This window comes from Streptomyces sp. Je 1-369 (assembly GCF_026810505.1).
Lineage (GTDB): Bacteria > Actinomycetota > Actinomycetes > Streptomycetales > Streptomycetaceae > Streptomyces.
The window spans coordinates 852,629-877,203 of sequence record NZ_CP101750.1 but is presented as its reverse complement, the minus strand read 5'-3'; the positions used below and the strand labels follow the sequence as shown (position 1 = coordinate 877,203).

Here is a 24,575-nt window from a genome sequence, read left to right as displayed (position 1 = left end):
GCCGCGCGGCCGGGTGCGGTCAGCCGACCAGTCCGCTGGTGAAGCGTTCCCAGACACGGTGCTGCGAGAGCAGCTCCCGCATCTCGTCGAGCACCGCGGCGCCGCCGGTGCCGAGTACGACGCCGGGCGCGTCGGCCGGTACGCCCGCCGCGTCGAGGACCCGCTCCGCTCCGGCCCAGCCGCCGATGGCCTTGCCGTGGCGGAACGCCTCGTCCAGGAGCAGCCGCAACCGCGGATCGGGTCCGGCGCCCGCGGTCTTCGCCTTGGCGTCCCGCGCGGGCAGCGCGTCGGCGCCGGCCGCGGGGCTGCCCACCACCAGCAGGGCGTCGAACTCGATGGAACGGGCCGTCGCGAACGTCCGCTGGACCGTCACGGGCTCACCGTCCGCGTCCAGCTTTCCGCCCGCCGGGGCGATGACCAGCGGCACCATGCCCCCGTCGAGCACGGACTGCCGGACCGCCCGTACCCCGTCGAGGTCGTCCGTCCCGTCGGTCACGATGCCGATGATGCGGCCGTCCAGCGGCCACGTCCGGCCGAGCTGGGAGAGGGCGGGGCTGGGCGGCGCGTCCTGGAGCGGCTCGGTCGGGGCGGGCGCGGGCAGTCCCAGGGCGGCGGCGACCTGGGAGCACAGGTCGGCGTCGATATTGGCCAGGGCCTGGAGGCCACGCTCCTTGACGGCCTGCTCGTAGCACTTGCCGAGCTCGAAGGAGTAGGCGTTGGCGATGTGCTCGCGCTCCGGCGGACTCATGCTCAGCCAGAACAGGCGTGCCTGGCTGAAGTGGTCGTCGAAGGTGGCGGGCGCCTCGCGCACCTTGCGGGACGCGGGCAGCGCGACCGGCACCTCGATGTCCGCCCCGGTGCCGGCGCCCGCCATGAAGGGGCAGCCCCCGTCGAGCGAGTTGGGGCGGTACGGCGCGACGCCGCGGTGCACGGCCGTCTGGTGCATGCCGTCCCGCAGCATGTCGTTGACCGGGGCGTGCGGACGGTTGATCGGCAGCTGGGCGAAGTTGGGCCCGCCGAGCCTGCTGATCTGGGTGTCCAGGTAGGAGAACAGCCGCCCTTGCAGCAGCGGGTCGTCGGTGACGTCGATCCCCGGGACGAGGTGGCCGACGTGGAAGGCGACCTGCTCGGTCTCGGCGAAGTAGTTCGAGGGGTTGCGATTGAGCGTGAGCAGCCCGATGGGCTGCACCGGGGTGAGCTCCTCGGGGACGATCTTCGTGGGATCGAGGAGGTCGATGCCCTCGAAGGTCTGCTCGGGGGTGTCGGGGAAGGTCTGGATGCCCAGCTCCCACTCGGGGTACGCACCGGCCTCGATCGCGTCGGCGAGGTCGCGGCGGTGGAAGTCGGGGTCCACGCCGCCGGCGATCTGCGCCTCCTCCCAGACGAGGGAGTGCACGCCGAGCCGCGGCTTCCAGTGGAACTTCACCAGGGTGGTCTCCCCGGCCGCGTTCTCCAGCCGGAAGGTGTGGACGCCGAAGCCCTCCATCATCCGGTACGAGCGGGGGATGCCCCGGTCGGACATGTTCCACAGGGTGTGGTGGGTGGCCTCGGAGTGCAGGGTGACGAAGTCCCAGAACGTGTCGTGCGCGCTCTGCGCCTGCGGGATCTCACGGTCGGGGTGGGGCTTGCCCGCGTGGATGATGTCGGGGAACTTGATGGCGTCCTGGATGAAGAACACCGGAATGTTGTTGCCGACCAGGTCGAACGTGCCCTCGGCGGTGTAGAACTTCGTCGCGAACCCGCGGGTGTCACGGACCGTGTCGGCCGAGCCGCGCGACCCGAGGACGGTGGAGAACCGGACGAAGACCTCGGTCTCCACGCCTTCGCCGAGGAAGGCGGCCTTGGTGACACCGGCCGCGTTGCCGTAGCCGCGGAACACACCGTGGGCGGCGGCGCCCCGCGCATGGACGACCCGCTCCGGGATCCGCTCGTGGTCGAAGTGAGTGATCTTCTCCCGCAGGTGGTGGTCCTGGAGCAGGACGGGTCCGCGCGGGCCTGCCTTGAGCGAGTGATCGGTGTCGTACAGCCGGTCGCCCTGCGCGGTCGTCAGCCACTCACCCTGCTGCGCGGACGCCGCCCGACCGTCACGCGAAGGGGTGCCGGTGGGGCTCACGGGTTTCGGACCGGTCTGGTCGGGCTTGGGCGGCAGGGGCTCCCGCGGCTCGGTCGGCTCGGCCACCGTCGGCGATTCGGGACCGGGCTTGCCCGGCACGCCCTCCTCGGGCCCCTCTCCCCCCGTGACCGTGTCCTTCAGCTTCTCCACCGCGGCCTTCACGGGGTGGTCGCCATCCATGTACGTCTCCTCTGCTGCGATTCCGCTGTGATCCGTTGCGCCCGGGAGGCATGAGAAGCAGGAGAAGCCCGAACGCAGCTGTCGAAGCGGAGTACCCGCATATGACCGTTCCGCACCGAACAGTGCTGCCAAATGCGCACAAAGGGCCGACGGCCGTCTGCCTACGGTGCCGGGGCGCCGTGATCGGGTTGCCTCGGTCACGTTGCCTCGATGCGCGCGCACTGTGTTCGGTCGCGGGCATTAGACTGCTGCTATGTTCGCCGCCGCACAGAGTCCGTCCACCGCCTTCGACGTGGTCTGCATGACCGCGTCGCTGGGTGGCGTGAGTGCGTACCGCGAGATTCTGTCGGCGCTGCCCGACTCCTTTCCCGCCGCATTGGTACTGGTGCAGCACCGTCCGGTGCGCGAGCACGACACCCTGGTGAAGGTGCTGCAGTACCGCTCCGCACTGCCGGTGCGACTGCTGCACGACGCCGACCGGCTGACGCCCGGCGTGGTTCATGTGGTGCCGGCGGGCCGCACCGCCGCCTTCTCGCCGGAGGGCACGGTGACGCTGCACCCCGCTGACAACCACTTCGCGGCGGACCCGACGTTCGCCTCCGCCGCGGCTGCTTTCGGTCCGCGCCTACTGGTCGCGGTACTGACCGGCAGGCAGCATGACGGGGCCCTGGGGGTACGCCATGTCCGGGGCGCGGGCGGGCGGGCGCTGGCCCAGGACATCGCTACGTCGGAGGCGTCCGGCATGCCGAGCGCGGCGATGGCCACGGGCTGCATAGACTTCGTGCTGCCTCTGCCGGTGCTTGCGCACGCGCTGGTCAGCCTGGTGATGGTGACGGGCGCCGCGGGCATGATGCGGGTTTCGTTGCCCCCCTGGGCGGCAGTGATCCCTCCGGCATTGGTCACCTGACCCAGGACGAGAGGCGTACCTCATGGCGAGCGAGACGGGTGACATGGGTAGCACGGGTGACACGGCTGGCACGGGGGACACCGACGGCTCGTACGACCTGAAAAGCAACCGGATCCTCGCCACCCTGCCGCAACCCGCCCGAGACCGTCTGCGTCCGCACCTGGAACCGGTCGAACTGGTTGTCGGGGACGTGCTCTACCGGCCCGGCGAGCGCATCGACGCCGTGTACTTCCCCGTGATCGGGGTGTGCTCGATCGTCACCGACCTGGAAGGCCCGACCGTCGAGGTCGCCACCGTCGGCGACGAGGGCATGGTCGGCCTCCCCGTCTTCCTCGGCGTGGCCACCTCCACGGAACGCACGCTGTGCCAGGTTCCCGGCCGCGCCCTTCGGATGGGCGCCGACCGGTTCCGCCATGAGATCGCCCTGTTGGACGGCCAGCTGCAGCAAGCGCTCCAGCGCTTCACCCAGTCGATGTTCACCCAGCTGGCACGCAACGCGGCCTGCATCCGCGGCCACCGCACCCACCAGCGCTGCGCGCGCTGGCTGCTGATGACCGCCGACCGCATGCACAGCGAGCGTTTCGAACTCACGCAGAAGTTCCTCGCCCAGATGCTGGCCGTGCGCCGGTCCTCGGTGAGCGAGGTCGCGGGCGCCCTGGCCGCGGACGGCTGCATCGAGTACAGCCGCGGCACGATCACCATCCTGGACCGCGACCGCCTGCAGGCCCACGCCTGCAGCTGCTACCACGTCATCCGTGACACCCTCGACGCCGCGCTGCCTCCACACGCGGACACGCTTTAGGGGCACTCGGCACAGCCACCCTTAAACACAGCAGCCCTCCCTCAGCGAGGGGCACTGCCACCGCGGCAATCAACTCTGCGGCGCGGGCGCCACGTTGCCGATGCCGTCCGCGTTCGTGATCTGTCCGCATTGCGTATGTCGACCAACGTTCAACGGACTATTTCCGGCCAACATCCAGTCAAAATGCTGACATGTACCTGGTTGAAATGACACGCTCCCCCGCAACACGCTGCTCGTACAGCAACAGGCTGCACGCCCGCATCGCGTCTTTTTCTGCTCCGGGCGGCCCTCCATGCCTCCCGGGCCCCCACAGATGGAGCCCGCGTGACCTCTCACATATTCCGTAAGCGTTCGACGCTGACGATCGCCACCGCCGTCGCGGCCGGAGCGCTGCTCACCGCCGGACTGACCACCGGCGCCTCCGCCCAGCCGGACAACGACACCGACCCGTCCGGCTCGCCCGTCGCCCTCTCGGCGTCGGCCCGCGCGGACCTCCTCCAGGATGCGAACGCGGAGAGATCGGCGACCGCCGACGAGATCGGCCTCGGTGCCAAGGAGAAGCTGGTCGTCCGTGACGTCGTCAAGGACGCCGACGGCACGACCCACACCCGCTACGAGCGCACCTACGAGGGCCTGCCGGTCCTCGGCGGCGACCTCGTCGTGCACACCGCCAAGAGCGGCAAGGTGAAGAGCGTCACCAAGGCGACCGAGGCCACCGTGAAGGTCGCGTCGACCGACGCGAAGCTCGGCAAGTCCTCGGTCGCCGAGTCCGCCGAGTCGACCGCGGCCAAGGCCAAGACCACCAAGGCCGACGCGCAGTCGCCGCGCAAGGTGATCTGGGCCGCCGATGGCAAGCCCGTCCTCGCGTACGAGACCGTCGTCACCGGCATGCAGCAGGACGGCACCCCCAGCAGGCTCCACGTCATCACGGACGCCGCGACGGGCAAGAAGCTGTACGAGCGTCAGGCCATCGAGAACGGCACCGGCAACAGCCAGTACAGCGGCAAGGTCAAGGTCGGCTCCAAGAAGGTGGCGAGCGGCTACGAGCTGACGGACAAGGCCCGAGGCGGCCACCGCACCTTCGACCTGAAGCACGCGGAGAGCGGCACCGGCAAGCTCTTCAAGGACGCCAACGACGTCTGGGGCAACGGCAAGCCTTCGAGCGCGCAGACCGCCGCCGTCGACGCCGCCTACGGCGCCCAGCTCACCTGGGACTACTACAAGTCCGTCCACGGCCGTAAGGGCATCAACGGCGACGGCAAGGGCGCGACCTCCCGCGTCCACTACGGCAACGGCTACGTGAACGCGTTCTGGGACGACAGCTGCTTCTGCATGACGTACGGCGACGGCGAGGGCAACAAGAAGCCCCTCACCTCGATCGACGTCGCGGCCCACGAGATGACGCACGGTGTCACCTCGGCGACCGGCAACATGGAGTACAGCGGCGAGTCCGGCGGCCTGAACGAGGCCACCTCCGACATCTTCGCCACTGCCGTGGAGTTCAAGGCCAAGAACCCCAAGGACGTCGGCGACTACCTCATCGGCGAGAAGATCGACATCAACGGTGACGGCTCCCCGCTCCGTTACATGGACAAGCCGAGCAAGGACGGCGGCTCCCTGGACAAGTGGAGCGCCAACGCCGGGAACGTCGACGTCCACTACTCCTCGGGCATCGCCAACCACTTCTTCTACCTGCTGTCCGAGGGCAGCGGCAAGAAGCGGATCAACGGCGTCAACTACAACTCGCCGACCGCCGACGGCTCCAAGGTCCTTGGCATCGGACGCGGCAAGGCCGAGAAGATCTGGTACAAGGCCCTGACGACGTACTTCACGTCGACCACCAACTACAAGGCGGCCCGTAAGGGCACGCTGAGCGCTGCGAAGGGCCTGTACGGCGCGAACTCCACCGAGTACAAGCGCGTGGCCGCTGCCTGGACCGGCGTCAACGTCAAGTAACCCCCGGGTCAGTCACAGGAGTTACAGCGTAAACCGGGCCCTGTGCTGAGCAGGGCGAATGACGAATGGAAGGCGCCTGACGGGCAATAGCCCCGGTCAGGCGCCTTCTTTCGTGCCTCTGGTACTCCAGCCAATCTTCCCATCAATGTCACTTCGGGTGGCCATGCCTCTCGAGTCAGCCACGTGACTTTCCGGCTAGGAAAGTGTGTGCCATGCTGGCAACCTCATCGTCTTGCTGTCGGGAAGGTCGTGCGGCTTCGTGTCTCTTGGGACTCATGGTGGCGAATCACAGTCCGTGGAGGTGTCCCCGGCTCAGGCGGCGAGCGCGCTGGCTCGCGTGGAGTCGATTCGTGCCGGGGTGCGGGGTCGACCGGCACCGGGTTGGTTCCCGATGCTGGCGGGCCTGCTCGTCGGCGTGGACGTGGCGGCGCTTGCCGCCACGCGGGAGGTACCGCTCGCTGCGCTCCCGGGAGCATTGCTCACCTGGCCCATAGCATGGTTGATCCGCCGGATGAGTGTCCAGGTCACAGGGGTGAGGGATGCCCCCGCCAAGCGCCTGCGCAACATACGGCTCGTGGGTGAGGCGGTGGGGCTCTGCGCATTGTGCATTGCCGTCTGGGCAGTGTGTCGCCTCGGTGGCGGCAGTCACGCCACGTGCATCGTCGTACCCGCTGTCGTTGGCGCCGCGGCGGCCTGGAGTCTGTTCGCACGGCGCCACCGGGCGCTGCCTCACGGCCCTGAGGGAGCCCATGCCCGCTGACAGGGGTGTGGCCGGGGCGGGCTTCAACGAGCTCATGCATCATCCGAGCCGGCTGGCTGTCCTGGCATTCCTTTCCGGCTGCATCGAGGCGGACTTCGCGCTCGTACGCGACCGATGCGAGCTGTCCGACTCGGCACTGAGCAAGATTGCCAAGACGCTCGAAGAAGCTGGCTACGTCGACGTCAAAAAGGGACGTGCCGGTCGCAAAGCCCGAACCTGGCTCGCCCTGACTCCTGAGGGGGGCAACGCGCTCGCCGCCCACCTGGACGCGCTCCAGGCCGTCGCAGCGGCGGCCCGCTCCGCCGCCGAGCGCGAGGCCGACGCGAACCACCAGGCCGGCTGACTCAACCGATCTGCGCTCGGTGTCGAGAACCGTTCGACTCGATCTGCCTCGCAGCGCGTGAAGACTGGCTGCCGCCCTCCGCACGGAGGCTGACGTCCTGCTGTCCGGCAGTCGTCGCCACAGGCGCACACCGGCCGGGCCGGAACTGCGCCCGTGATCGTGTGGCCAGTTCTCGCTGCCGCCGCACCGCATGCGTAAAAAGACGTGTTGCCCTCGCTCGGCGGGCCGCAGAACGATGAGCCAGCCTCCGGAACGGGTCCGGCGGTGGCAAGTCCATCGGCGCCCCCGGGGGGTGGCTGCACATGTCCGTGCTCGGCTCTGGTTCCAGCAGCCCGTTTCTTGCTGCCGACAGCTTCGAGATGCCCGACGAAGGGGAGAGCCCGGCCGCGTCGGCGCCGCCCGGCCCGGCGGCGTACGAGAGCCCCTTCCTCAGGAGCTATCTCCGCGACGGTGAGGACCCGGCGGTGGATCCGGAGGCCGAGGAGTTCGCCGCCTTCCTCGCCGAGCTCTACGAGCCGGGGCTCGACGACGCCCTGCTGCGGCTGGCCGGCGAGGCCGCCGCGGAGCATGCGGAGCTCGAGTCGGGGGACGGCGGGACGGTTTATACCGATCCGGCGGCTGTGTGGCAGTTGATGGTTGACCGTTATGCCCCGCTTGTACGGGAGTTGGAATCGGCCATAGATGCGGTGGCCGAGGCGGGCGGCGAGCGTGCGCTGCACGCGATGGATGAGAACGAGGTGGACACGCTCTTCGAGGCATTCGCCGCACCGCCGGGCGGCCATCCGCCGGGATCGCCGTCCTTCGAGTTCCTGTTCGGCATCGGCAACGTGCTGAAGAAGGCCGCCAAGGGCGCGGTCGGCCTCGCCAAACGCGGGCTCAAGGTCGTCGCGAACCTCGCCCTCGGCCCGCTGCTGGCCAAACTCAAGCCGATCGCCGTCGCCCTGCTCCGCAAGGCGGTCGCAGCCGGGCTCAAGTGGCTGCCGGAGGGGCTGCGCCCGTACGCGCAGAAGCTCGCCGAGCGACTGCCGCTGCTGGGCGCGGGCGAGAGCGAGACCGGCGACGACACCGGCCGGGAGACGGTCGATGCCACCGGTGATGTCCGCGAGCTGCAGGCCGAGTTCGGGATGCGCGCGGCCGACACGGTGTTCGCCGACACCGAGGCGGCCATGGACCGGCCGGGCGCCGAGTACGCCCGGGAGGCGGACCGGGCCGCCGTCCGGCCCGACCCCGTCGCGGAACTCGACCGCGCCCGCGAGCGTTTCATCGCCGAGCTCGGCGCGGCCGAGGACGGCACCGATCTGACGCCGCAGCTGGAACAGTTCCTGCCCGCGGCGCTGCCGGTGCTGAAGCTCGCGCTGAAGCTGACCGGCGGGCGGTCCGTGCTGGTGAAGACCCTCGCCAAGTTCGTCGCGCCGCTCATCCGGCGGTTCGTCGGGCCGACCGCCGCCGCGGCGCTGTCCCGGGCGCTGGTGGACGCCGGGCTGCGCCTGATCCACCTCGAAGCGACCCCCGAGGACGAACGGCAGGCGGCGGGGGCGGCGATGGCCTCCGTCGTGGAGGACACGGTGCGCGGCGTGGCCGCGCTGCCGGAGCACATCCTCGCCGACGACACCCTTCTCGAAGGCTTCGTTCTGGAGGCCTTCGAGCAGGCCGCCGCCCGCAACCTCCCGCAGATCCTCACCGAGGCCACCTACCAGGACCGCCCGGAGCTGCGCGAAGACCTCACCCTCCGCGGCGCCTGGCTGCCGAAGCCGCTGCGCGGCCGGCACCGCTACCGCAAGTACACCCGCATCCCGTGGGTGACGGTCTCGCCGTACCAGGCGGCACACATCGGCACCTTCTGCGGCCTCAATCTCGGTGACACGCTGCGGTCCAGGCTCGGATACGCGCCCGGCGCGCCGGTCCGCGCCCGCATGCATCTCTACGAGGCGGTGCCCGGCACCACGCTCGACTCGATCATGCGCGGCGAAGGACTGGAAGACCCCGAAGGCGAACTGTCCGAGACGCCCGCGCTGCACCCCCTGACCTCGGACGCGGCCGCGCTGCTGCTCGGCGAGCCCGCCCTCGGGGAGGAGGCCGAAGCGCGGTACATGGACGGGCAGTTGCTCGGGGTGGGGCAGCGGCTGTACTACCTGGAGGCCGCGGACGCGGGCGGCGCCGCGGCGGACCCCGCCGGAGCCTTGGCGGCGCAACCCGTCGCGGCCCCCGCCCCCGCAGCCCGCCACACCCGCGCCCCCGCGTCCCGCCCCGGCCGGGTCCGTATCAACCTCGGCTGCACCGACGACACCCTGCGGGCCGAGCTCTACCTCACCGAGGCCGAGGCGCAGCGGCTCGCCGCCGGACTGCGCCAAGGCCGGCAGGCCGGACAGCTCCTGGCGCCGCTGATACGGCCGTTGCGCCTGCGGATCAGGGCCGCGCTCACCGGTGGCCACCGGCTCCGCGTCGTCCACGGCGCCGTGCCGTCCGGCGTCGGCGCCGCGGCGCTGCGCCGGCTGCCGGCGAGCGCGCCCGCCCGGCTCGCCGGAGCGGTCGAGGACGCGCTCACCCGCGGGCTCGCCATGCTGCTGAAGGACCACCGGGAGGCGTTCGTCGCCGCCACCGAGGCGCCCGAGGACGGTGCGACCGTACGGGTCGTGCTCAAGGCGGCGCCCGTACTCGCCCAGGTGCGCTCGGCCCTTGACGGCCGACCCGAGCGCCCCGGCCGCCCCGCGGCGCCCGCGACCATGGACGTCACGGTGACCGCGGGCCATGGCACGCGCCGCCGCTGACGCCACGCGGGCCCAGCTCGCCCGCCAGCTCGGCCACTGGACCGCGGCGGCCGACCGGCTCGGCGCCCTGGACGACCTCGCCGCGCCGACCGCCTGGGCGGGCCTGGAGCAGTACCTCGGCGTCGCGGTGCGCCGCGCCCTGACCGAGGCGGTCAGCGGCCTGCGCACCCGCGGGCACATCCTGCGCACGGCCCTGCGCGCGGCCCGCTCGCCCGCCGAACTCGACGCCGTCCGGCGCCGCTTGCTCGAATTCCGGCAGGGCTATCTACGGGCCGAGACCAGCATCGAGTTCTACGCCGACGCCGTGAACACCCGCACCAGCCCGCACATCGCCGCCCTGCTGCGGGCCTGCGACAGCCTCGCCCAGCGCAGCATGGCGGACGTCCTCGACCCGCTGCTCAAGCCCGTACCGGCGGTGCTGACCTACCTCGACAACGGCGTCGGCGCCGCGATCCTCAAAGCGGGACTGCGGCTGTGGGACGGCAGCACCGAGAGCCCGGCCGCCACCATCAAGGTCACCCGGCACAGCCTGCTCTGCCCGACCGCCGTCCTGCACGAATGCGGTCACCAAGTCGCCTTCCAGACCGGTTGGAACGAGGAGGCCGCCACGCTCCTCGCCCGCGCCGCCGCCCCCGCGGGCCCCGACGTCGCCGCGCTGTGGGCGGGCTGGTCCTCCGAGATCACCGCCGACGTCTTCGCCTTCGCGCACGCGGGCTTCGGCGCCGTCGCCAACCTGCACGACGTGCTCTCCGGCGGCCAGGCGTACGTCTTCCGGCTGCTGCCCGGCGACCCGCACCCGGTCGCCTGGCTGCGCGTGCCGCTCAACACGGCGCTGTGCCGGCACGCCTACGGACCGGGCCCCTGGGACGCGCTGGAGCGGGAGTGGCTCGTGGCGTATCCGCTCGCCGACTGCCCGGACCCGGAGGCCCGCGAACTCCTCGCCGCCTCACTGCCGCGGCTCCCCGCCCTTGCGGCCGCCGTGCTCGACGAGCCGCTCGAGGCCTTCGCGGGGCGCCCGCTGACCGCGCTCGTACCGCCGCAGCGGGTGTCCCCGCAGGCCCTGCGGGAGCTGGCCGCCCGGCTCGGCCCCGCGCTCTACACCTCGCCGCACTGGCTGTGGAACGAGGGGCTGCGGCTGCTGGCGCTCACCGGCTGGCGGGCGGCGACAGAACCGGAGCCGACGGCCGGCCCCGCCGCCGGACAGGAGGCCTGGCTGCTGCGGCTCGGAGGAGGCGCGGCGCCGGCTGCCTGACGTAACCGACCGACCCACCACGACCAGGGGGGACCACCAGATGCCCGAGGAAAAGGCGTCCCGGACCACCGAGAAGCCACCACCACAGGTGCGCCGCACCACCGCCACCGCCACCGGCTCGGGGGATGACCAGCCGATCGACCCCGCCCCGGTACCGCCCGACCCGCTGCAGGCGTTCCGCGACCGCTACCGGCGCATCCGCGACGACCTGCGGGTGGCCACCACCCAAGCGCCGGACGAGGACCGCAAGCTGTGGTGCCTGCCCGACCTGAGCTGCCTCGCCCGCAACCCCGCCGCCCCCGCCGCCGCTGGAGTCCACGGGCTGGATGCCGCGAAGGCCGCGAACGCCGCACTCTGCCGCGACCAGAGTTCAGAATGACGAGGAGCCCGCGATGTTCCGACAACTGACCCGGCAGATTCCGGGTGGCGCCGAGCTCCTCTTCCGGCTGCACCCCATTGATCTGGCCTCTCTGCTGGAGCAGGCCTGGACCTTCCAGCGCAACGACCTCACCCAGCCGTCCGGCCACCCCGACCACCGGAGCGACATCCCCGGCCTGCCCGTTCGGCTGCAGCAGCTCTTCCAAGGCTTCGACCGCAACCAGCGCGTCTTCTCCAGCACCTCCCCGGACGACTGCCGCCCCGGCTATGTCCGCTGGGAGCACCTCAGCTACGCGTACATGCTCGAGAGCACCCGGCTCATGGAGATCTTCCGCCGCGTCGTCGCCCTCTACCGCGAGGGCGAGGAGCTGGGGGTGCCCTCGAACGGCGCCGAGCACTGGCTGCGCAACACGGAGGAGCTCTTCTTCCGGGAGTCGGCCCCCTTCTTCATCACGGCGCTATCGAGCTTCGTCCGCCCGAACGGCGACTCCATCCGGCGCAACGCCTACTACCGCATGTTCGGCATGGACCTCACCCACCCCGCGGCGGAGCCGTATCCGAAGCCGACCGCCGCCAACACCCAATTCGTCTCCATCTTCGAGGAGTTCCTGCGCGAGACCTGGATCGGCATCATCAACGTCCGCAACACCATCGGGCCCAACCCCACCGACCACGCGAAGATCGCGGACCTGGCGGAGCGGCTGTCCGACATGCTCACCACGCGGAGGCTCGCCTCGAACCTCTCCCGGGAGGAGTTCTGGGCGATCTCGACGATGGCGTGGTTCCATCTGACACTCGACTTCAACTCGCCGATCGTGAGCTCGCTCCGCGCCGAGGCGACCAGCCCCGAGCAGCGGCTGTTCCGCATCGCGGAGCGGGTGCGGATACCCGCGCATGCGATGTCGAAGAGCTTCTTCGACGTCGCCGACGCGATCTCGCGGCTGCTGATCGCCATCGAGACCAAGGCGTTCGACGACGCGGCGAACGTCCCGGTGCTCTTCGACGACCCGCTGATCACTCCGGATGTGCAGACGGTGATCACGCACTGGTCGATCACCACCGGGCGGGACCTGAAGGCGCCGAAGGTCGCCCCGAATCCGTAGAGGGGAGCAGGCCATGCCGTACGAGACGGGTGTGCCGTCGCCCTTCGCGGACGAGGGCGCGCTGGAGCTGCCGGAGGGTGCGGCGGGGCCGCCGACGCCGGCCGGCGGGCCGTTCCAGGCGGAGGGGGAGTGGTATGAGGGCGAGGCGTACGCGGGTGACGCGTACGTGGGCGAGAGCTACGGGGCGGAGTCGTATGGGGCGGAGTCGTACGGGGCGGAGTCGTACGGGGCGGAGTCGTACGCGGCGGAGTCGTACGGGGCGGAGTCGTACGCGGCCTCGTCGTACGAGGCCGATGCCGTCGAGCCCGCCGAGCAGGAGTCCGGCGAGGCCGCCGATGAGCCGGTATCGGAGGCGGAGTGGCAAGTCGCCCAGTGGGAGGCGGAGCTGGACGACGCCGCCGAGGAGGGCGAAGGGCCGGACGACCTCGTCGGCGAAGGCCCGGACGACCTCGCGGGCGAGGAGCCGGACTTCTACGCGGCCGAGGAGCCGGACGCCGCCCCGTCCGGCGAGAGTGAGGAGCCGGCGCGGCCCGCCGCCGCCCTCGGCACCCGTATCGCGGCGATCGCGGAGCAGGAGTGCAGCCGCTGGGGCGACGGCGCCCGGAAGGAGACCGACCCGCGGCTGACGGCGGTGCTGCAGGACTACTACCGCACCGGCGTCCGCCGCACCGTCGACGCGGCCGATCTGCGGAGCGTCGCGTGGCAGGCGCGCGAGCCGTGGAGCGCGGTCTTCGTCTCCTGGGTGATGGCGAAGGCCGGGGCCGCGACCTTCCCGCGCAGCAGCGCCCACCGCGGCTATATCAGCGCCGTCAAGCGCCGCACCGCACAGGGCGACACGACCAGCGAGTTCTGGCTGCACCGCCTGGAACGTGCCCGGCCGGAGCCGGGCGACATCCTGTGCGCCGACCGGCCCTGCGGCCAGAACAAGCCCTGCAACGGCGCCACGTACGACAACATCGACAACGGCCACGGATGGTGCACGCACGGCGACATCGTCACCGCGGTCGACCTGGCCCGGCGGACGGTCCGGGTGGTCGGAGGCAACGTGGACCAGTCGGTGCATGCGCGCACGTACCGGCTGGACGCGCAGGGCTTCGTGCTGCCGAAGCAGGGCAGGTGCGGGCACTTCGCCCTGATCAAGGTCCGTGCACCCGGCGGCGGTGCCGCGCCCGGCGGGGCCGGTGCCTCCGGACTCGGCTCGGTCTTCCGGCTCTTCGGGCTGCTTCCCCCGGACGCGCTGGCCAAGGCGATGCGGCTGAATCGCTCGTACGGGGAGCGGCTCGGCTGGCGCGGCAGGATCGACGCGGTCGCGCGGCTGCTCGGCGACCCGCAACTGGCGGGGGACGAGGTGCGCTTCGCGCACGCGGTCGCCCAGTGGCAGGGGCAGCACGGGATGGCGAAGGACGGCATCGTCGGCCCGGATACGTGGGCGGCGTTGCGGCGGCTGCTCGACCCGGGGCGGCCAGCGGCGCCCGCCGTGGGGCCCGCGCCTGCTCCAGCCCCTGCCGTGACCCCGGCCACCGCGCCGTCGGCCACCGCGACCCCGGCGACCGCGACCCCGGCCACCGCGCCGTCGGCGACCGCGCCCGGCGTGTCGCCGCTGGGCGGAGACAGGCAGCCCAGCAAGGCCTACCGGATCGTCTATCACGGCAAGGGCGCCGCGCGTACGGCCCGCGGGCTGGCCCGGTACTCCACGGACCGTCCGCTCGCCGCGACGCTCAACGACCTGCGCAGACGCGGCGTCGTCACCATGTCCGAGGACATCCTCGACACCTTCGTACGCGTGTCACAGGTGGAGACCGGCGGGGCCGTGCAAGCCCTCAACACCTGGGACAGCGCGGTGGTCAGCATCGGCTTCCTGCAGCTCACCCTGCAGCACGGGAAGCTCCAGGAATGGATCGACGCGGGCCCCGAGGCGTTCCGCCGCTTCGGGATCGAGGTCGACCGAGGCCGCACGTACCGGTGGGGTAAGACGACGAAGCGGGCGATTGTCGGGGCCGCCACCAAGGATGAGCTGCGCTGGGACGGCTGGGCCGAGCGCTTCTACCTGGCCGGACTCGACGAGGCCGTGATCGTCGCTGAGTGTGTGGTCTCCATGCGGTGGCTGGAGAGGCATCTGGCGGGTATGAACGCGGGGTTCACCAGGGAGCGCATGGGGTGGGCCGCGGCCGCCTTCCGGGCACACTACGACCGGTCGCCCTATGCGCGGGGGATGTTCCAGTCCGCGTACAACAATCTCCCGGTGGTGGCCCAGCGAGCGGTGATCAACGCGATGCACGCGGACCACAAGGCGGGCGGCCTGTCCACGGACCGTTTCGTCCCGGTCCTCGCGGATGCGATCAAGGCGGCGTTCGCGTCGTGGAAGACGCCGCTGCCGGAGCGCGGGGTCCACGTCGTGGAGAAGACGCGAAAGGGGCTGCACGACTGAGTGCCCGGCAGAGGTCGTCCGACCACGACGACCCTGCGGGTGTCGGCGCCCCAAGGTGCCGAACGGGGCACGTTGATGCCCAGTGGGGCGGCCTCGGCGGCGAGGTACCCGTGACCGGCTCACGCATGAAGAGTTACGGGGCAATGCTTGAAGCGTGTTGCACAAGGCCGTGCTCGTGCAGGACAGGGCCGGTGAGCGCGGTCGTCCGGTCATGATGCGAGTCCGGCACGTCTTCCTATAGCTTGCCTATCGCCGCGTCGGCCTGTCGCCGGTGCCGTGCTACTGGCAACTGCGGCTATTGGGACTTGCGGAATTGCAGGTCGGGATCCGGAATGTTCCTCTGCATGGTTAGACCAGCCCACTTCGGTCCCACGATCCTGTCTCCCGTCGTCCGCTGCGGACGAGCGTGCTGTCTCGGAGGCATAACGCCGGGGCACAGCCCGCGCGGCTCTGGCCACGGCGGATGGCGTGTGGACTCGACGCCGGAGCGTGGTTCCGCCATCGCACCGGACACCGTCCTGTCGAGTGCGAGGTGTCCGACACCGGCTCAGGTCTCGGCGGGCAGATGGATCGAGGCCAGTTTGGCAGGGTCGACGACGATGTGGATGCCGGTGATCCGTCCTTCGATGACGGTGAAGGCGATGAGGGAGAGGGGGGTTCCGTCGGGGTGCCAGGACATGTGGCCGGGGATGCCGTTGACCAGCACGGGCCGATGGCGGGCGACCTCGCCGGAGAACATGCGGGCCCCGGAGGCGACCTTGGTGGCGCCGAGGGTGACGACCACGCCGTCGGAAGTGTCGACGGTCAGCTCCACGTTCGGGTCGAGGACACGCAAGAGTGCTTCGAAGTCGCCGCTGCGGGCGGCGGCGCCGAATGCCTGGACGACCTCTCGGTGCTCGCGGCCGGAGCCCGCCGGTCGGTTCGTAGCGTGGACCTTGCGGCGGGCGCGGCTGGCGACCATCTTGGTGGCGGCGGTGGACTTGCCAAGGATCCGGCCGATTTCGTGGAACGGGACTGCGAACATGTCGTGCAGGACGAACGCCAGGCGCTCGCTCGGGGTGAGCGAGTCGAGCACGACGAGCAGGGCGAGGCCGACCGAATCGGCCAGCGCCGCCTGCTCGTCCGGCGCGGGGTCATCGTCGGGTATCACCACGAGGTTCGCGAACTCCTGCTCGTAGGCGATTTCGGGGTGGGCTCGGCGGGATCTCAGGAGGTCCAGGCTGATTCGGCCGACCACCGTGGTCAGCCAGCCGGCCAGGTTGCCGATGGACGCCGCGTCCTGACGAACGAGGCGCATCCAGGCTTCCTGGACCACGTCCTCGGCGTCAGCGTGCGAGCCCAGCACCCGGTACGCGACAGCGCGCAGCCGGTCGCGCTGGGCTTCGAACGCCTCGGCCACGAGACCGGACGGGTGGGCGGTCACGGCTGACGCTGCTGACGGAGCGAGACCCGGTTGCCGTCCGGATCCACCGCCTCGATGCGGACCCCGAACGGATAGTCCACGGGTTCGGGCTCTTCGAAGACGACGCCGCGCCGGCGCATGATCTCGAAGTCTTTCCGCAGGTCCTCGGATTCGAGGATCAGCGGACCGGGCGCGCCCGTGCCGCCCGGCTGTCCCGCGGCCGGCGCGTGGGACCACAGGATGATCTGCACCGGGCCGTCGGGAACCCCGACGGTAAGGAAACGTCCGTCGGGCCCGGGGAAGTCGAGCTGCTTCTCCAGACCGAGTCCCTCGGTGTAGAACTCCAGCGCGCGGTCCTGATCCGTGACGTAGATCGTCACGTACATGATCTTGTTCAGCATCCTGCTCTCGATTCACTCGTTGATGCGACCGTTCGTGTGCGGTCGTCGCTCTCATGACGAGTGCCGACGGGAGAAGGTAACAAGAGCGGTCCGCGGGCGGCGGAAACGGCACATGCCTCCCCGTTGATGCCTGAGAAGCATCGTGCGGGCTTCGTCTCGCTCTGCCGTCCTTTGGGCTGGGCAGAGGCCGCGTCCCACCGGTAGAGGGCATCAGAAATGCGGACCTACAGGAATTCGCGACGTGCGACGTCAGCTGCATAGCCGAGCCGTGTGTTGCCAGCGTCGTGGGACCAGGCCACCGCGCAGGTGGTGGAGATGCCCAGTACGTCGCTCAACACCGACGCCGGGATCTGAGCTGCAAGGTCCAGCAGGGCCGTGTTGCGGCTGGCCCGAGCGCGGATGCCGACCCTGTTGAGCCGTACTGTCAGGTGGCTCGCGGTCATAGCCTGTCCGGCGCGACCGCCCGGGAAGAGCCACGGACCTGGCTCGTTCTGTCCCAGGACAGCGAAAGCCTGTCGGCTGTCGGCGAGTTCGAGGAGCAATGACCCCAGCGGCTCGGGTATCTCCATCGGGCGGGATCCCAGCTGGAGCTGAACCCCTCCAGCGCCAGTAAGGATCTTGTCGGTAGTGAGCCGGGCGATGCGGGATACCGGCTGGCCGTAGAGCACGACGAGGCAGCCGGCCACCCTGTCGGTCAGGGCGAGATCTGCGTCGTGGAGAAGACGCTTGCTGATCTGCCAGCGCGCGTCCTCTTCAGCGAGTTGCTCAGTGCCGCGCGACGTGCCCCGTGGGGGAACGTGCACTGTGGGTATGTGGCCTCGCGCTGCGGACCACGTCAGGAAGCTCCGGGCCTGTGTGTGCTTCCGGCCTGCCTGAGCCAGCCATTCGTCGATCTGGGCCTGTTCGCAGGTCGACAGACTGCTTCCGCGCTGACGCAGCCAGCGTTGCAGAGCAACCGCCGCGTAGATGTCGTGCCGCACGGTCTGACACTGGCCGTGCGTGATGGGGCGGCGCCGTGCGCGGGACCGGAGACGCCTGAGGTGCACCCATGTAGCGAAGCGGCGAATGAGTGCTCGCTCCTGTGAGTCCTCCACTCGTTGGAGGAACACGCTCAGCCAGCGCTCCAGTGACGCGAGTTGCTCATCTCGATTGGGTAGCACTTCGGTGGCCACGAGAGCGGCTCGCAAATAGGTCACGGCCCTCGATGCCGGCATCTCGTCCAGGGTGGCGTGTGTGACGGGGGGACCGGCTCGAGTTCCGGACGCAGGTCCCCGCTGTGGTTCGCCAGAGCGGCATGTAGCTGCCGCGGGGCTGCGCAGGCGGCGCAAAGTCCGAAGTGGTGCAGGTGTTCGTGCGTCCCGCATTGCACGCAGTGGCGTCGCGACGAGGGGTGCTTGCGGTAGCAGAATGTACACAGTGGCCCTGCGTCGTTACGGCCGTAGACCCGCATAGTCCGTCCGCAATCGCCACACGGTTCCCGGCGGCGGGCGCAGGATTCGCATAGCCCGTCGCCGTTGTCCAGGCGGACGAACACGGCTCGGACGGAGCTGCACCGTGAGCACGGGGCGTGTGCGCCGCGAGCCCCGCAGGCTGCGCAGCGAGGAGCGTTGGTTGTGGAGTAGTGGCATGGTTTCTGCCGTTTGCAGACCGAACAGGTCGTGACCGGTGGGCGCCAGCATGATCCGCAGATGGCATGTCCGTCGGCGTCTTTGACGGTCCAAGGCCACAGGCGACCGCAGAGGAAGCAGGTCCTCATGTTGGCGGGATCGCGGCGCATGCACGGGAGACACAGAGGCCCGCCTTCATGGGTGCGTGTGGCGACGTGCTTGTTCTGGCCGCAATGGCTGCACGGCTCGTGGCGGCCGGCCTCATAACAGCCTCGGCAACAGCGACCGTCCTCGCTGCGCCATTTCAGGGGCTTTACCAGCCCGCAGACGGCGCACGGAGGGCGGACAACCTGGGCAGCGCCTGCGCTGAGCAAGCCGTTGATCAGCGAGATCACTGCCGGGGATCCTTGGGAACCCTCGCCGGTGAGCAAGCTGGGACGGTGGCGGAGTTGCGAGGCAGCCTTCCGCCGCTGGTGGGCGTGGGGCAGCGACTTCTTGATGGCCGCTGTGGCGTTCCGTTCATCGAGACCGGTGTCGAGCTGCTTCAGGATCCTGAGGATGACGTCGGTGCCGTCCTCGGCAGGAGGGTGCTTCTGGCATCTGGGGAAGCCGTCCTGGTCGTGGCAGAAGACCTTGAGGGACTTTCCGCATACCGCACACGGCTCGCGGGGCTCACCTCCTGTCGTCTTGCGTTTGCAGTGCGAACAGAGCCGTCGTGCCCCGTCCCGGTGTTCCAGCGACGTCGTCCGGCCGCACCCGGCGCATCGAGGCAACACCAGGCGTCGTGTTCCGTGAGGAAGCAACCCGCGGATCAGCAGCTCCACATGACGTGGGCCTTCGCCCCGGCCACTGGTCAGCAGCTCGGGATCAGTGGTCAGGGCCTGAGCCAGCCGGCGCAGTTGCATACGGGCCGGGGCCACCTGAGCGGCGACCTGCTCGATGATCGCTACAGGCAGCTCAGGCTCCGCTCCGGTATCGGCCTCGACGATGGCCTCCATCGGCTGGAGAACGAACGTGGGGGTGCCGGCCGAGTCAGGCGTCACCTCGGATCACGGGTTACGCGCGCACGGCGCGGGCGAAACTCCCCGACGCCGCGGTCCAGGTCCGCCCCGGCGTCCGAAGCACCGGCTGCCTTGCGTAGCGGTGCGGCGGACGCAACCGGTTCGATGAGCTCATCCATGCGGCACGAGAGGATGTCAATCAAGGCCATCAGTGTCTTCATGCTCAGTCGTTCGGGCTTCTCCGTGACGAGCCGGTAGACCTGGCTGGCCGACAGGTTCACATCCCGCTCGATGAGCAGCGGTCGCAGGTCAGTGGTCGAGTACATGCCGCGCAGGGCCATGAGCTCGCGCAGGTGCCACTTGTAGTCCAGCTTCGATGTCATACCTTCTCCTGTCCGTCCGCCTGGAAGGCCCGGTCCAACGCTCTTCGCATCATGGTGTTGGTGAAGTCCGTGCTGACACCCGTGTAGATCGCGGTCGTTGACGCGACACGGTGACCGACCTGGTCCTGGACGAACTTTGGGTCGGCACCGTCCTCGATCAGGTGCGTGACGTAGGAATGGCGCAGGCAGTGCGGGACCAGGCTCTTGTCGAAGCCGAGCGCCTCCCGGTAGGTGGCGAAGCGATCCTCGATCTCACGTGGTTGCAGTCGCCCGCCGCGTTCCGTGAGCCAGACAGCTTGTCTGCCGGTGCGATCCGGAAAGCGGGGGCGGATGTTCTGCAGGTAGTCGTCCAAGGACTCCACGGCCCACGGCATCACACTGGCCACCATGTGCCGTCGCGGCCCCGATCCCTTCGTACCCTTCCCGTAGCGCACGTGCATGAGCGCCAGCCGCCCAAGCTCTGGTGCCTTGGCATTTCGGTAGAAGTCAGCGACGTCCAGGCGAGACGCCTCCCGAACCCGCAGGCCCCAGCCGTAGATCGTCTTAAAGACGGTGGCATCGCGATAGGCGGGCAGGGCGCCCTTCCTGCCTAGCCGGACAGCTCTCTCCACTTGATCGTCTGCGTAGTCAAAGAGCGCCTGAACCTCTTCCCGAGTCATGGGACGCCGGTCTGCGTCGCCTTCGTACTCGTCAAGGTGAGCTGCGGTGTTCCATTCGTGGCAAACCTGCACCGGATGGGTGCCGAACCGCTCTTCGCAGACTTCGGACCAGCGGTAGTGGGGCGACGTGATGAAGTCACAGAACAGGCGCAGGGCTCCCTGGTAGGCACGAATGGTTGACTTCGCGCGACCTCCTTCGGAGATCAGCGTTGCCGACCACTCGTCCATGTGACCAGCGGTCCAGTTCCAGGGGTACTCCCCGCTGAAGTCGACGAACCGCCGGACCACCGACTGTCGGTCGCGGATCGTGTCGGGCTCCAGCCGCCGGCCGAGTTGCTGCTTCTCCCAGCCGTCGAGCATGCCGTCTAGGACGGCATCTTCCGGATGCAGCAAAAGCACGCCAGAGACCAGCTCCAACCGTGCCGATCCGGGCGCCTCGAAGCCCCGTCACACCAACCCCACACCCCCTGCACCTGATGCATGAATCCTGCATCAGATGCGTGACAACGATCAAGTGCCCAGCTCAGAAAGGTGACATCGCTATGCCTCAGTGCCCGTGCGAAGCGCAGATGGGTGACGTAGTCCGGTACCTCCCGTGCAGTCAATGCAATTCCCCGGCCTTGGCCACGCCCAGCGCAACCATCGCCCCGGCCGCCGCTAGCAACTTGGCATTGGGTCCTGTGCCAGGACCCGTTCGAGTTGCCCCGGGCGAGGCGGCGACGACCGGCTGCTGGATGAGTGACCTGCCCGCCACCACCCCGATCGTGGACCTGGTGCGGTTCGCGAGGATGCGCCGGCGCATCGAGCAGGACCGTCGCGAACTCAAGCACGGCCTGGGCCTGGACACTTCGAGGGCCGGACCTGGCGCGGCTGGCCCCACCACGTCACCCTCGTCACCGACGCCAGACCTTCCTCACCCTCCTGCGGTGCTGGACCGGCCGCCTGCACCACCAGCCCACGACCCCGCGGCCTCACATCCCTTCGGGATCACGCTGCGTCGTCTTGCGCTTCGACGGGATACGTGGCTCCGGGGAACAGGCGGTGCCGTTCCCGCGGTCACGGGATGTCGAGCAGGACCTTCCCGACCAGGCCCCGCTCGAGTGCGGTGTGGGCGTCGGAAATGTGCTCCAGCGGGAAGCGGTGCAGTGGCATTCCGACGTCCTCGCCCACGCGCAGGGCGCGTGCGTCCACGGCTGCGGCGACGTCGGTGAGCGCCTGCTGCTTCGCGGCGGGCGGCACGGTGTAGACGTATACGCTCTGCCAGCGCAGGTTCGCCGCCAGTGAGGAGAGCACCGGGATGGAGAGCTGTTCGTCTTCGCTGCCGGAGTAGTAGGCCATCACGGCGCCCGGGGCGGTCACTGCAATATCGAGAGCGGCGTTGGTGCCGGGTGCGACTTCCACCACGATGTCGACGCCCTCGGGAGCGAGGGCGCGGATCTCTGCGGTCGCGTCCTGCGTGCGGTAGTCGACCACGTGGTGGGCGCCGGCCGCGTGTGCCAGCGCGGCTTTGGCCGGGCTGCTGACCGTGGTGATCACGCGGGCTCCACCCCAGCGGGCGAGCTGGATGGCCGCGTTGCCGACCACGCCGGCGCCACCCGCCACCAGGACGGTCGTGCCCCGCAGAGTGTCGGGCGCGATCTGCCCCGGTCCGCAGTCGTGCACGGTCAGTGCGCGATGGGCGGTCAGGGCCGGGATGCCCAGGGCGGCGCCGAGTTCGAACGAAGCGTGGTCGGGCAGCGCGACGGCGTGCCGGTCGGCCACGAGCGTGTACTGCTGTGCCGTTCCCCAGGGCCGCTCCCACGCGGCCTCCCAGATCCACACCCGCTGTCCGACTCGTGCCGGATCGACCTGAGAACCGACAGCATCGATCACCCCCGCGCCGTCCTGGTGGGGCACCTGCTCGTCCATGCCTGGAGGCAGCGCCCGTTGGCGGCTTCGCCAGTCGGTCGGGTTGACGCCCGAGACGTGCACACGGACCCGTACCTCCCCGGGGCCGGGCTCGGGAACCGGACGATCGACCAACTTGAGGACCTCGGGCCCGCCGGCAGCCGTCCGAACGACGGACTTCATCTCTCACCCATCCTTGGTTCCTTCCCGGATGCCCGCCGTCCGGGGAAAATGCCTCGGGGCAGGGAGATCCCCTGAACCCCCTCGCGGAGCGGGCTGTCGCGGAAGTCCCGCGAGCACCGCGGGAGAGACCCGCGGCCAGACCGGCGACGAATGCGTACCGGTAACTCGCACCGACCGGTACCGCTCGGGACCCGCAGCCGCCCGCACTGGGTGGCAACGGGAACCGATGACGGCCCTGACCAGGGGATCCGCCGGGCGGCGTCACGAGATGCACCGACTCGCATGTTCCATCACGACCGGCCCTGCTGTGCTGCCGCGTCAGGTCCCAGGACCGTCACCCCTCTCGTGCCATCGCCGCCATCAGCGCGTCCAGCAGGCCTGGTGCCGCTTCCTGGAGGGCGCTGCGGCGGAGGCGGTGCCCGCGCGAAGGGCCGACCATGACCGGGTGGAGGACGCCCGCCTCGACCAGGACCTTGAAGTGGTGGGTCGCTGTGGACTTGTTCAGGCCCTCGTAGAGGTCCGAGCAGGGGGCTTCGGCGGCGGGGTCCACGGCCAGTCGGCGGACCATTTCCAGGCGTACGGGATCCGCGAGCGCGCGCAGCAGTTTCTGGACCGGGGCGACGGGCGGCAGCTGGTCGGAGGGGGTCTCCCAGGGTGGCATCAGACGACTCCAAGTTTGACGTACATCATACTTCTCCCTAGCATCCACGAAGTACGATACACATCATACTTCCCAGGAGTCCTTGTGCCGGCGCTTTCCCCGGGGCGACGTCCCCAGCCATGGAGCTATGCGACCCTTCTCGTTCTTCTCATGCTCGGGCAGGCGACGTCCGCCATCCCCTCGCCGCTCTACTCCCTGTACGCCGAGGAATGGGACTACCCGCCCTTCCTCACCACCATCATCTTCGCCGCGTACGGGGCTGTCGCGGTCGTCGCGATCCTCGTCTCCGGACCCCTGTCCGACCGGTACGGCCGTCGGCCCGTGCTCCTCGTCGCGGTCCTGCTGCTGCTCGCCGGGCTGGCCGTCTTCATCTTCGCCGCGGGTCCCGGACATCTCGTCGTGGCGCGGATGCTCAACGGCCTGGGGATCGGTGCGATCGTCGTCGTCGGCGGGGCCGCTCTGCTGGACGTGAGTCCCGAGCGGGCGGCCCGCAGCGGGACCCTCACCGCCATCGCGTTCAACGTCGGCATCGCCGCCGCCGCGCTCGGCACCGCGGGCCTCGCCCAGACAGGCTTCCATCCCCTGCTCCTGCCCTACCTCGCTGACGCGTTCATCGCCCTCGTCCTGTTCGTGCTCCTCCTGGTGATGCGGGAGCCGCACCCCTCGGTCGGGGCCGCGCCTCTGGGAATCCCTCGCCCGCACGTGCCGAAGGAGATCCGTGGACGCTTCGTCTTCGCCGTGATCGGCGCCGGTGCCGCCTGGGCCGTGCTCGGGGTCTGCTTCTCGCTGGAACCAGCGATCGCCGCCCACGCGGCGCATGTTGACGGGCCGTTCTTCGGCGGCGTCGTCATTGCGGCCGTGACCCTGGCCGCCGCCTGCGCCCAGGTCGTCAGCGCGCGTCACCCGGCGCGCACGGTCGCGCTCGTCGGCGACACGGCGCTCGCCGTGCTCATGCTGGCCGGGGTGGCCGGCTTCGCGACCGGCAACGCCGGCGTCATCATCGTCGCCGTCGCACTCCAGGGCGGCGCCTACGGGCTCGCCTTCGGCGGCTCCCTGCGCCACCTGACCGCTCACATTCCCGCCGAGCGGCGCGGAGCTGTCATGTCCATGTTCTACCTGCTCGCGTACGGGGCGCTCATCACGCCCACGCTCCTCGTAGGCATCGGCGCCACGGTCTGGAGCGACACCGTGATCTTCCCTGTCTTCTCCGTGCTCGCCGCCCTTCTCTGCGTCTCCGCCGTGGTCGTCGAGCGCGTACTGGGGCGTCGGGGAGGGCAGGCTGCGGTGACGCCGGCGTCGACGGTCGAGGCGCCCCGGATGAGCGAGGTCGACTGACCGGTGACCTCGAAGCTGCCCGGCGCGCGGCGCCGGGCAGCTTGCGAAGCACGTCGTCGGGCAGGT

General features: G+C 70.0%; 18 protein-coding genes and 1 pseudogene. 11 read left to right on the top strand and 8 right to left on the bottom strand.

Features of this window, described 5'->3' with window-relative positions; all coding sequences use genetic code 11:
- Window positions 1-19 precede the first annotated feature (19 nt).
- Window positions 20-2,293, bottom strand: coding sequence for a catalase (locus tag NOO62_RS03830; RefSeq protein ID WP_268769468.1), 2,274 nt, complete (start codon window positions 2,291-2,293; stop codon window positions 20-22).
- Between the two features lie 253 nt (window positions 2,294-2,546).
- Between NOO62_RS03830 and NOO62_RS03825 the strand changes: the two genes are divergently transcribed.
- From NOO62_RS03825 to NOO62_RS03785, 9 genes are all read left to right on the top strand, one after another.
- Window positions 2,547-3,200: a chemotaxis protein CheB gene (locus NOO62_RS03825; RefSeq protein WP_268769467.1), complete on the top strand. Its 654-nt coding sequence runs from the start codon at window positions 2,547-2,549 to the stop codon at window positions 3,198-3,200.
- A gap of 22 nt (window positions 3,201-3,222) precedes the next feature.
- On the top strand, window positions 3,223-4,002 hold the full coding sequence (locus NOO62_RS03820) for a Crp/Fnr family transcriptional regulator (RefSeq protein ID WP_268769466.1): 780 nt from the start codon (window positions 3,223-3,225) through the stop codon (window positions 4,000-4,002).
- Between the two features lie 324 nt (window positions 4,003-4,326).
- Window positions 4,327-5,958, top strand: coding sequence for a M4 family metallopeptidase (locus NOO62_RS03815; RefSeq protein WP_268769465.1), 1,632 nt, complete (start codon window positions 4,327-4,329; stop codon window positions 5,956-5,958).
- A 749-nt stretch (window positions 5,959-6,707) separates the two neighbouring features.
- Window positions 6,708-7,061, top strand: coding sequence for a transcriptional regulator (locus NOO62_RS03810; protein WP_268769464.1), 354 nt, complete (start codon window positions 6,708-6,710; stop codon window positions 7,059-7,061).
- Window positions 7,062-7,363: 302 nt separating this feature from the next.
- Window positions 7,364-9,829, top strand: a complete 2,466-nt coding sequence (locus NOO62_RS03805; RefSeq protein ID WP_268769463.1) for a hypothetical protein — start codon at window positions 7,364-7,366, stop codon at window positions 9,827-9,829.
- Window positions 9,810-11,081 carry a hypothetical protein gene (locus NOO62_RS03800; RefSeq protein WP_268769462.1) on the top strand — a complete coding sequence of 424 codons (1,272 nt, stop codon included), beginning with the start codon at window positions 9,810-9,812 and terminating at the stop codon, window positions 11,079-11,081. The genes NOO62_RS03805 and NOO62_RS03800 overlap by 20 nt, the downstream gene beginning before the upstream one ends.
- A gap of 40 nt (window positions 11,082-11,121) precedes the next feature.
- Window positions 11,122-11,460, top strand: a complete 339-nt coding sequence (locus NOO62_RS03795) for a hypothetical protein (protein ID WP_268769461.1) — start codon at window positions 11,122-11,124, stop codon at window positions 11,458-11,460.
- Between the two features lie 13 nt (window positions 11,461-11,473).
- Window positions 11,474-12,562: a hypothetical protein gene (locus NOO62_RS03790; RefSeq protein WP_268769460.1), complete on the top strand. Its 1,089-nt coding sequence runs from the start codon at window positions 11,474-11,476 to the stop codon at window positions 12,560-12,562.
- A 13-nt stretch (window positions 12,563-12,575) separates the two neighbouring features.
- Window positions 12,576-14,990, top strand: coding sequence for a DUF2272 domain-containing protein (locus tag NOO62_RS03785; RefSeq protein WP_268769459.1), 2,415 nt, complete (start codon window positions 12,576-12,578; stop codon window positions 14,988-14,990).
- 547 nt (window positions 14,991-15,537) lie between these two features.
- Here the strand turns inward: NOO62_RS03785 and NOO62_RS03780 are convergent.
- The 5 genes from NOO62_RS03780 to NOO62_RS03760 form a co-directional block, all read right to left on the bottom strand.
- On the bottom strand, window positions 15,538-16,413 hold the full coding sequence (locus NOO62_RS03780) for a sigma-70 family RNA polymerase sigma factor (protein WP_268769458.1): 876 nt from the start codon (window positions 16,411-16,413) through the stop codon (window positions 15,538-15,540).
- Window positions 16,410-16,793: a VOC family protein gene (locus NOO62_RS03775; RefSeq protein WP_268769457.1), complete on the bottom strand. Its 384-nt coding sequence runs from the start codon at window positions 16,791-16,793 to the stop codon at window positions 16,410-16,412. The genes NOO62_RS03780 and NOO62_RS03775 overlap by 4 nt, the downstream gene beginning before the upstream one ends.
- A 224-nt stretch (window positions 16,794-17,017) precedes the next feature.
- The gene (locus NOO62_RS03770; protein ID WP_268769456.1) at window positions 17,018-17,773 is read right to left on the bottom strand and encodes a hypothetical protein; all 756 of its coding nucleotides are present in this window, start codon (window positions 17,771-17,773) and stop codon (window positions 17,018-17,020) included.
- A 1,666-nt stretch (window positions 17,774-19,439) separates the two neighbouring features.
- The gene (locus NOO62_RS03765; protein WP_268769455.1) at window positions 19,440-19,784 is read right to left on the bottom strand and encodes a helix-turn-helix domain-containing protein; all 345 of its coding nucleotides are present in this window, start codon (window positions 19,782-19,784) and stop codon (window positions 19,440-19,442) included.
- The gene (locus NOO62_RS03760) at window positions 19,781-20,860 is read right to left on the bottom strand and encodes a tyrosine-type recombinase/integrase (RefSeq protein WP_268769454.1); all 1,080 of its coding nucleotides are present in this window, start codon (window positions 20,858-20,860) and stop codon (window positions 19,781-19,783) included. The genes NOO62_RS03765 and NOO62_RS03760 overlap by 4 nt, the downstream gene beginning before the upstream one ends.
- 305 nt (window positions 20,861-21,165) lie before the next feature.
- Between NOO62_RS03760 and NOO62_RS03755 the strand changes: the two are divergent.
- A pseudogene (locus NOO62_RS03755) lies at window positions 21,166-21,350 on the top strand (IS701 family transposase); the annotation flags it as partial.
- Between the two features lie 149 nt (window positions 21,351-21,499).
- Here NOO62_RS03755 and NOO62_RS03750 read toward each other — a convergent pair.
- Together NOO62_RS03750 and NOO62_RS03745 are read right to left on the bottom strand one after the other, a co-directional pair.
- Window positions 21,500-22,513 carry an NADPH:quinone reductase gene (locus NOO62_RS03750; protein ID WP_268769453.1) on the bottom strand — a complete coding sequence of 338 codons (1,014 nt, stop codon included), beginning with the start codon at window positions 22,511-22,513 and terminating at the stop codon, window positions 21,500-21,502.
- Window positions 22,514-22,847: 334 nt separating this feature from the next.
- A complete protein-coding gene (locus tag NOO62_RS03745) occupies window positions 22,848-23,174 on the bottom strand; it encodes an ArsR/SmtB family transcription factor (protein ID WP_268769452.1) in 327 nt (108 codons plus the stop codon).
- Window positions 23,175-23,324: 150 nt separating this feature from the next.
- Here NOO62_RS03745 and NOO62_RS03740 point away from each other — a divergent pair, with 150 nt between their 5' ends.
- The gene (locus NOO62_RS03740; RefSeq protein WP_268769451.1) at window positions 23,325-24,509 is read left to right on the top strand and encodes an MFS transporter; all 1,185 of its coding nucleotides are present in this window, start codon (window positions 23,325-23,327) and stop codon (window positions 24,507-24,509) included.
- The last annotated feature ends 66 nt before the right edge of the window (window positions 24,510-24,575 follow it).

Coding starts and splice junctions, on each gene's coding strand:
- NOO62_RS03790 (WP_268769460.1), top strand. CDS start 11,474: ATGTTCCGACAACTGACCCGGCAGATTCCGGGTGGCGCCGAGCTCCTC.
- NOO62_RS03775 (WP_268769457.1), bottom strand. CDS start 16,793: ATGCTGAACAAGATCATGTACGTGACGATCTACGTCACGGATCAGGAC.
- NOO62_RS03830 (WP_268769468.1), bottom strand. CDS start 2,293: ATGGATGGCGACCACCCCGTGAAGGCCGCGGTGGAGAAGCTGAAGGAC.
- NOO62_RS03765 (WP_268769455.1), bottom strand. CDS start 19,784: ATGACATCGAAGCTGGACTACAAGTGGCACCTGCGCGAGCTCATGGCC.
- NOO62_RS03800 (WP_268769462.1), top strand. CDS start 9,810: ATGGCACGCGCCGCCGCTGACGCCACGCGGGCCCAGCTCGCCCGCCAG.
- NOO62_RS03740 (WP_268769451.1), top strand. CDS start 23,325: ATGCTCGGGCAGGCGACGTCCGCCATCCCCTCGCCGCTCTACTCCCTG.
- NOO62_RS03825 (WP_268769467.1), top strand. CDS start 2,547: ATGTTCGCCGCCGCACAGAGTCCGTCCACCGCCTTCGACGTGGTCTGC.
- NOO62_RS03810 (WP_268769464.1), top strand. CDS start 6,708: ATGCCCGCTGACAGGGGTGTGGCCGGGGCGGGCTTCAACGAGCTCATG.
- NOO62_RS03795 (WP_268769461.1), top strand. CDS start 11,122: ATGCCCGAGGAAAAGGCGTCCCGGACCACCGAGAAGCCACCACCACAG.
- NOO62_RS03745 (WP_268769452.1), bottom strand. CDS start 23,174: ATGCCACCCTGGGAGACCCCCTCCGACCAGCTGCCGCCCGTCGCCCCG.
- NOO62_RS03750 (WP_268769453.1), bottom strand. CDS start 22,513: ATGAAGTCCGTCGTTCGGACGGCTGCCGGCGGGCCCGAGGTCCTCAAG.
- NOO62_RS03805 (WP_268769463.1), top strand. CDS start 7,364: ATGTCCGTGCTCGGCTCTGGTTCCAGCAGCCCGTTTCTTGCTGCCGAC.
- NOO62_RS03785 (WP_268769459.1), top strand. CDS start 12,576: ATGCCGTACGAGACGGGTGTGCCGTCGCCCTTCGCGGACGAGGGCGCG.
- NOO62_RS03820 (WP_268769466.1), top strand. CDS start 3,223: ATGGCGAGCGAGACGGGTGACATGGGTAGCACGGGTGACACGGCTGGC.